Consider the following 5983-nt stretch of genomic DNA (forward strand, 5'->3'; position numbering starts at 1 on the left):
GGTGATGATCATGTGGGCTTTCCTCAACTTCACCGACAGCTGGTGGGGCCTGGCGCTGATCTACGGCATCGTCACCTTGCCGTTCGCCTTCTGGCTGATGAAGACCTTCTTCGACGACATGCCGCGCGAGATCGAGGAGGCAGCGCTTGTCGAAGGCTGTTCGCGGCTGCGCGTCTTCACCCGCATCACGCTGCCGATGATGCGCGCGCCGCTGGCCAGTGCCGCGCTCTTCGTCTTCATCCTCAACTGGTCGGACTATCTGATCGCGCTGCTTCTGACGACGCGCGAATGGGTGACCATCCCGGTCTACATGGCCTCTCTGTCCTCCTCGATGACCGGACAGCTCTATGGCGCCAAGGCGGCGCTTGGGCTGATCGCGGCCGTGCCGCCGGTCATCATGGGTATCGCCATCCAACGCCATCTGGTGCGCGGGTTGACGTTCGGGGCGCTCAAACAATGAGCGCGGTGACTGTCATGACTTCCAAGGATGAGATGAAAGCCGTCGGAGCAAAGCCGGTTTCGCGCGATGAGGGCTCAAGGCTGGGTTTCCGGCTGACATTGCCTGCGCAGATCCTCGTGCTGTTCATCTCGGCCTTCCCGCTGTTGATGCAGCTCTACATCAGCGTCACCGACTGGTCGCCCCTGTCGGGCACCGGCTGGTGGAACGCCTGGTCGATGTGGAACAGCTTTGCCAACTACACCGATCTCGCCGCCGACGCGCGCTTCTGGAGTGCGCTGAAGCGTACGGCCATCGTCATGATCGTCTGCGTGCCGGCGGAGTTCCTGCTTGGGCTGGCGCTGGCGGCGCTGTTTGCCGACGATTTCCCGGGCAAGCGCGTCTTCTATTCGATCCTGCTGATGCCGATGATGGTGGTGCCTGCGGTGGCCGGCTACATGTTCTTCATGCTGTTCCAGTCGGGCGGCCCGGTGAACGACATCTTGTCGTCGCTCACCGGATCTCCCGTCACCATCGCCTGGTTGTCGGATCCGACGCTGGCGCTGATCGCGGTGATGGTCGCCGACATCTGGCAGTGGACGCCGCTGATGTTCCTCATCCTGCTTGCCGGCCTGGTCGGCGTGCCGGAGGACCAGATCAAGGCGGCGACGCTGCTCGGCGCCAATCCGTGGCAGCGCTTCGTCACCATCGTGCTGCCGAAGATGAAGACGATCATCATCATCGCGCTGGCGATCAGGGTGATCGAGAACTTCAAGATCTTCGACACGCTCTACATCATGACCGGCGGCGGTCCCGGCGTCGCCACCGAAACCATCTCGGTCTACATCTACAAGCTCACCACGCAGGACCTGATCTGGGGCTATGTGGCGGCGATCGCGCTGGCCATTTTGGTCGTGCTGTCGATCGTCGCGGTGTTTGCCATGAAGCGCATGGCGCGGGCACGCGAGGTACCGACATGAGCGCCATTCACCTGCAAAACCTGGTCAAGAAATTCGGCGACTTCACCGCGCTGAAGACCATGGATCTGGCAATTGCCGATGGCGAGTTCATGGCGCTGCTCGGCCCGTCGGGCTGCGGCAAGTCGACGACGATGAACATGATCGCCGGCATGGAAGAGCCGACCGGCGGCAAGATCCTGTTTGGCGAGCGCGACATGGCCGGCGTGCCGATGGGCCGGCGCGGCGTCGGCTTCGTCTTCCAGAACTACGCCATCTTCACGCATATGACGGTGCGCCAGAACCTTGCCTATGGACCGAAAATGCGAGGCGCTGCCAAAGCCGAGGCCGACCGCCGCGTCGGCGCCATCGCCGAAATGCTGCAACTGACGCCGCTGCTCGACCGCAAGGCCGACAGGCTGTCGGTCAACATCTTGCAGCGGGTGGCGATCGGCCGCTCGGCGATCATGGAGCCGGCGATCTTCCTGCTCGACGAGCCGCTCTCCAATGTCGACGCCGCTTTCCGGGCCGTCATGCGCACCGAACTGAAGCAGCTGCAGCGGCAGTTCCGCCAGACCATGGTCTATGTCACCCACGACCAGCTCGAGGCGATGACCATGGCCGACCGCATCGCGGTGATGGACCATGGCGTGCTGCAGCAGGTCGGCACGCCGCTCGAGGTCTACAACGATCCGGCCAATGTCTTCGTCGCCCGCTTTATCGGGGCGCCGGGCATGAACCTGCTCAAGGGCAGGCCGGCGGAGAGCGATCGTGGGCTGGTCGTCGATCTCGGACCGTTGGGCGTTACGCCGCCGCTGCCGGGCGAACTCGCGGCGGCCATGCGCGGTGCGCGCGGCGAGGTGCTTTACGGATTCCGGCCGGAACAGGCGACGTTGGTGCAGAATGGGCAGGGCCTCGCAATGCCGGTGACCTTTGTCGAACGGATCGGTGCGCGCACCATCGTTCATCTCGGCCAGGGCGAGGCGGCTGTGAAAACGGTGTTCGACAATGATGTCGGACTGGCTATCGGCGACACCGCTGTCATCGCTCCCACTACGTCGTCGGTGCGCGTCTTCGACGCCGCTACCGGCCTTGCGATGAAGGCAGGTTGAGATGGCCGATATCGTCTTCCGTAATGTGACCAAACGCTACGGCAATACACTCGCCGTCGACGACGCCTCGTTCACCGTCAACGACAATGAGTTCTTCTGCTTCTTCGGACCGCCGCTGTCAGGCAAGTCGACCATCCTGCGCCTGGTGCTCGGGCTGGAGACACCTGACACCGGTGAAGTCCTGATCGGAGGCAGGCCGGTCAACGCGATGTCGCCGGCCGAGCGCAACGTGGCGATGGTGTTCCAGAACCTGGCGCTGTTTCCGCATATGAGCGCGCTCGAAAATGTCCGCTTTCCCCTGGTCGAACGCCGGGTCGCCGAGGCCGAGATCAAGCGGCGGGTCACGGACGTCGCGGCGAAGCTGCATATCGGCCACATCCTGCACAAGCCGCCGGGACAGCTTTCGGGCGGGGAGCGGCAGCGTGTGGCGATCGCGCGGGCTCTGGTGCGCGATCCCAATGCCTATCTGATGGATGATCCGATCTCGGCGCTCGACGCCAGGCTGCGCGAAGAAACGCGCGTCGAGCTGAAGCGCATCCAGCGCGAACTCGGCAAGACGCTGATCTACGTCACGCATGATCAGGAAGAGGCGATGTCGGTCGCCGACCGCATCGCCATCCTGGAGGACGGCAAGATCAGGCAGATCGGTACGCCGGCAGAGATTTACGACCGCCCGGCCAGCACCTATGTGGCAAGGCTGCTTGGCTCGCCGATGATGAACATATTGGGATCGGTGCGCGGCGAGGACGGTGTCGAGGCTGCCGAAGGCACGATCCATATCAAGGACAAGACGGCGCCGGCGGATGCCATCGAGATCGGGCTGCGGCCGGAAGACATCAAGGTCAAGCCGTGGGCGGACGGGGGCTCGGGCCGCCCGGCGCGAGTGTTCGAGGTCGAGCCGCTTGGCGGCTATACCGTGGTGACGCTCGCTGCCGGGCAGGCGCGGCTGAAGGCATTGCTGCGCGGCCAGCCCGACATCCGGCCGGATGCCATGGTGGCGATATCCTGTGAGCCGGCCAGAGTGCATTATTTCGAACAGAGCGGCGGAGCGTTGGCACGATGACGGCCGCCGCAAGGAATGAGTTTCGGGAGGAAGAGATGGCAAGCAAGGGCTTCGAGCCGGACGTGAAGGTCCGCACGAAGGAATACAAGATCGGCTGCGTCGGCGCCGGCATGATCATGGCCGAGTGCCATCTGGCCGCCTACAAGGAAGCTGGATTCCCGGTGGTGGCAATCGCCTCGCGCACCAGGGCCAGCGCCGAGAAGGTGGCGACGCGCTGGAGCATCCCCACGGTCCACGACACGCCGGAAAAACTGATCGAGGACGAGAATGTCGAGATCATCGATCTTGCTTTCCCGCCCGACCTGCAGCCGGCGCTGATCCGTCACGCGCTGAAGCAGAAGCACATCAAGGCAATCCTGGCGCAGAAGCCGTTGGCCTTGTCGGTCGAGGAAGCGGTCAAGCTGCGTGACGAGGCGGCCAAGGCCGGCAAGATCCTCTCGGTCAATCAGAACATGCGCTACGACCAGTCGATGCGCGTCTTGAAGCAGATCATCGACAGCGGCGCGCTGGGCGACATCGTCTTCGCGCAGATCGACATGCACGCCATCCCGCATTGGCAGCGCTTCCTCGAGGATTATGACCGACTGACGCTCGCCAATATGAGCGTGCATCATCTCGATGTGCTGCGCTTCCTGTTCGGTGACCCCTCAGAGATCACCACGCTGACACGCAAGGATCCGCGCACGAAATTCGACCACTCGGACGGCATCACGGTGTCGACGCTGCGCTTCCCGTCCGGTGTGCTTGCCGTGTCGCTGGAGGATGTCTGGTCCGGTCCGCGCCGGGATGGCTACAAGGACGACCAGCACATCAACTGGCGCGTCGATGGCACCAAGGGTGTCGCCAAGGGCACCATCGGCTGGCCGACCGGCGCTGCCTCGACGCTGACCTACGCTTCGACCGAGACGACCGGCGGCGAATGGGTCAGCCCGAGCTGGGACACGATGTGGTTCCCGCATGCCTTTATCGGCGTGATGGAACAGCTCCAGCACGCGGTGAAGACCGGCACGCCGCCGGCGTTGTCGGTCGCCGACAACGTCAAGACCATGGCGCTGGTTGAGGCGGGCTACCGCTCGATCGACGAGGGCCGCACGGTCAAGCTTTCCGAAATCGCTACCTGATCACCGCAACTGAAACACCAGACAACTGAATCGCTTACAGGGAGGAATTCACACCATGATGCAGGCAGGTATTTTCACGGGCTATTTCCCGTACGGCCTCGAAGGGACAGCGAAGAAAATTCGCGGCCACGGTTTCAACACCGTGCAGCTCGACCTTCATTTCAAGGATATCGATCTGTCGGCCGGCCAGATCACCAAGGATAAGGCCAAGAAGGTTCGCGACACGTTCCGTGCCCACGACCTGCCGATCTGCTGCATCTCGGGCTACACCAATGTCATTCATCCCGACCTCGCGCACCGCAAGGCGAATGTCGATCGGCTGAAGGAAATCATCCGCAACGCCCGCCAGCTCGGCAGTCCTTACGTGATCTCGGAGACCGGAACCTACAACACCGAGAGCGAGTGGATGAGCGATCCCAAGAACAAGTCCGAAGAGGGTTTTGAGATGTGCCGTAAGGTGATCTCCGAACTGGCGCAGGAAGCCTATGACCACGGCTCAATGTTCCTGCTCGAAACCTACGTCAACAATGTCGTCGGCTCGGTCGAGGAAACGGTGAGGATGTTCGCGCAGGTCGACCATCCGGGCCTCGGCCTGCTGATGGATCCGACCAACTACTTCGAAAGCCACAACATCGACCAGATGGACAAGGTGCTGAACCAGGTGTTCGACACGCTGGCCGACAAGGTCAAAATCGCGCATGCCAAGGATGTCGCACGGGCCGGCGACGACAAGAGCGAGAAGCATGCGGACATCGGCGATGACGACGCGCTGGCCTCGCACACCTTCCGCGGCGTTGGCGAGATGGTCCTCAACGCGCCGGGCACCGGCTCGCTGAACTACGACCTCTATCTGCAGCGCCTGTCGCAGAAGAACCCGAACATCCCGGTGATCATCGAACACCTTTCGGAAGACGACGTGCCGAGGGCCAAGAAATTTCTCGACGACAAGTTCCGCGCCAACGGTCTCTGACCGGCTGTGCGCCGCCCTTTGCCGGCGGTGCATCCGGCTTGGAAGCAACAACAAGGGAGGAATTACAGTGTTGAAGTTCGGATTGAAACTGGCAGCGGCCGCGACTGTGTTCGCGGGCATCGCATTCGCCTCGCAGGCATTGGCGCAGGATGGCCAGAAGACCTTCTACCTGCTGTCGCATGGCGGCCCATCGGATGCGTTCTGGCTCGACTGGAATGCCGGCGCCACCAAGGCCTGTGACCAGCTCAAGGTGACCTGCAAGATTTCCTTCAGCGGCGGCGACATGGCGGCGCAGAAGGAGGCCTTCAATTCCGCGCTTGCGGCC

The 5983-nt window shown here is 62.7% G+C and carries 6 protein-coding genes and 1 pseudogene; all 7 read left to right on the forward strand.

The features are described from left to right. On the forward strand, positions 1-460 hold a 460-nt coding region (locus EN943_RS33970), incomplete at its 5' end, for a carbohydrate ABC transporter permease (protein WP_164755529.1). Further along, entirely contained in the window at positions 457-1416 is a 960-nt protein-coding gene (locus EN943_RS33975; protein WP_127416253.1) for a sugar ABC transporter permease, read from the forward strand. The genes EN943_RS33970 and EN943_RS33975, both read left to right, overlap by 4 nt. Next, a complete protein-coding gene (locus EN943_RS33980) occupies positions 1413-2504 on the forward strand; it encodes an ABC transporter ATP-binding protein (protein ID WP_127416254.1) in 1092 nt (363 codons plus the stop codon). Before EN943_RS33975 ends, EN943_RS33980 begins: the two co-directional genes overlap by 4 nt. A 1-nt stretch (position 2505) precedes the next feature. After that, complete coding sequence (locus EN943_RS33985; protein WP_127416255.1) at positions 2506-3567, forward strand: ABC transporter ATP-binding protein; 1062 nt, start codon at positions 2506-2508, stop codon at positions 3565-3567. 35 nt (positions 3568-3602) lie between these two features. Next, the gene (locus EN943_RS33990; protein ID WP_127416256.1) at positions 3603-4688 is read left to right on the forward strand and encodes a Gfo/Idh/MocA family oxidoreductase; all 1086 of its coding nucleotides are present in this window, start codon (positions 3603-3605) and stop codon (positions 4686-4688) included. A 55-nt stretch (positions 4689-4743) separates the two neighbouring features. After that, on the forward strand, positions 4744-5658 hold the full coding sequence (locus EN943_RS33995; protein ID WP_127416257.1) for a sugar phosphate isomerase/epimerase: 915 nt from the start codon (positions 4744-4746) through the stop codon (positions 5656-5658). Between the two features lie 67 nt (positions 5659-5725). Beyond that, positions 5726-5983, forward strand: a pseudogene (locus EN943_RS34000) (ABC transporter substrate-binding protein); the annotation flags it as partial.

The organism is Mesorhizobium sp. M7A.F.Ca.US.006.01.1.1, assembly GCF_003997935.1.
Taxonomy (GTDB): domain Bacteria; phylum Pseudomonadota; class Alphaproteobacteria; order Rhizobiales; family Rhizobiaceae; genus Mesorhizobium.

Coding starts and splice junctions, on each gene's coding strand:
- EN943_RS33985 (WP_127416255.1), top strand. CDS start 2,506: ATGGCCGATATCGTCTTCCGTAATGTGACCAAACGCTACGGCAATACA.
- EN943_RS33975 (WP_127416253.1), top strand. CDS start 457: ATGAGCGCGGTGACTGTCATGACTTCCAAGGATGAGATGAAAGCCGTC.
- EN943_RS33995 (WP_127416257.1), top strand. CDS start 4,744: ATGATGCAGGCAGGTATTTTCACGGGCTATTTCCCGTACGGCCTCGAA.
- EN943_RS33990 (WP_127416256.1), top strand. CDS start 3,603: ATGGCAAGCAAGGGCTTCGAGCCGGACGTGAAGGTCCGCACGAAGGAA.
- EN943_RS33980 (WP_127416254.1), top strand. CDS start 1,413: ATGAGCGCCATTCACCTGCAAAACCTGGTCAAGAAATTCGGCGACTTC.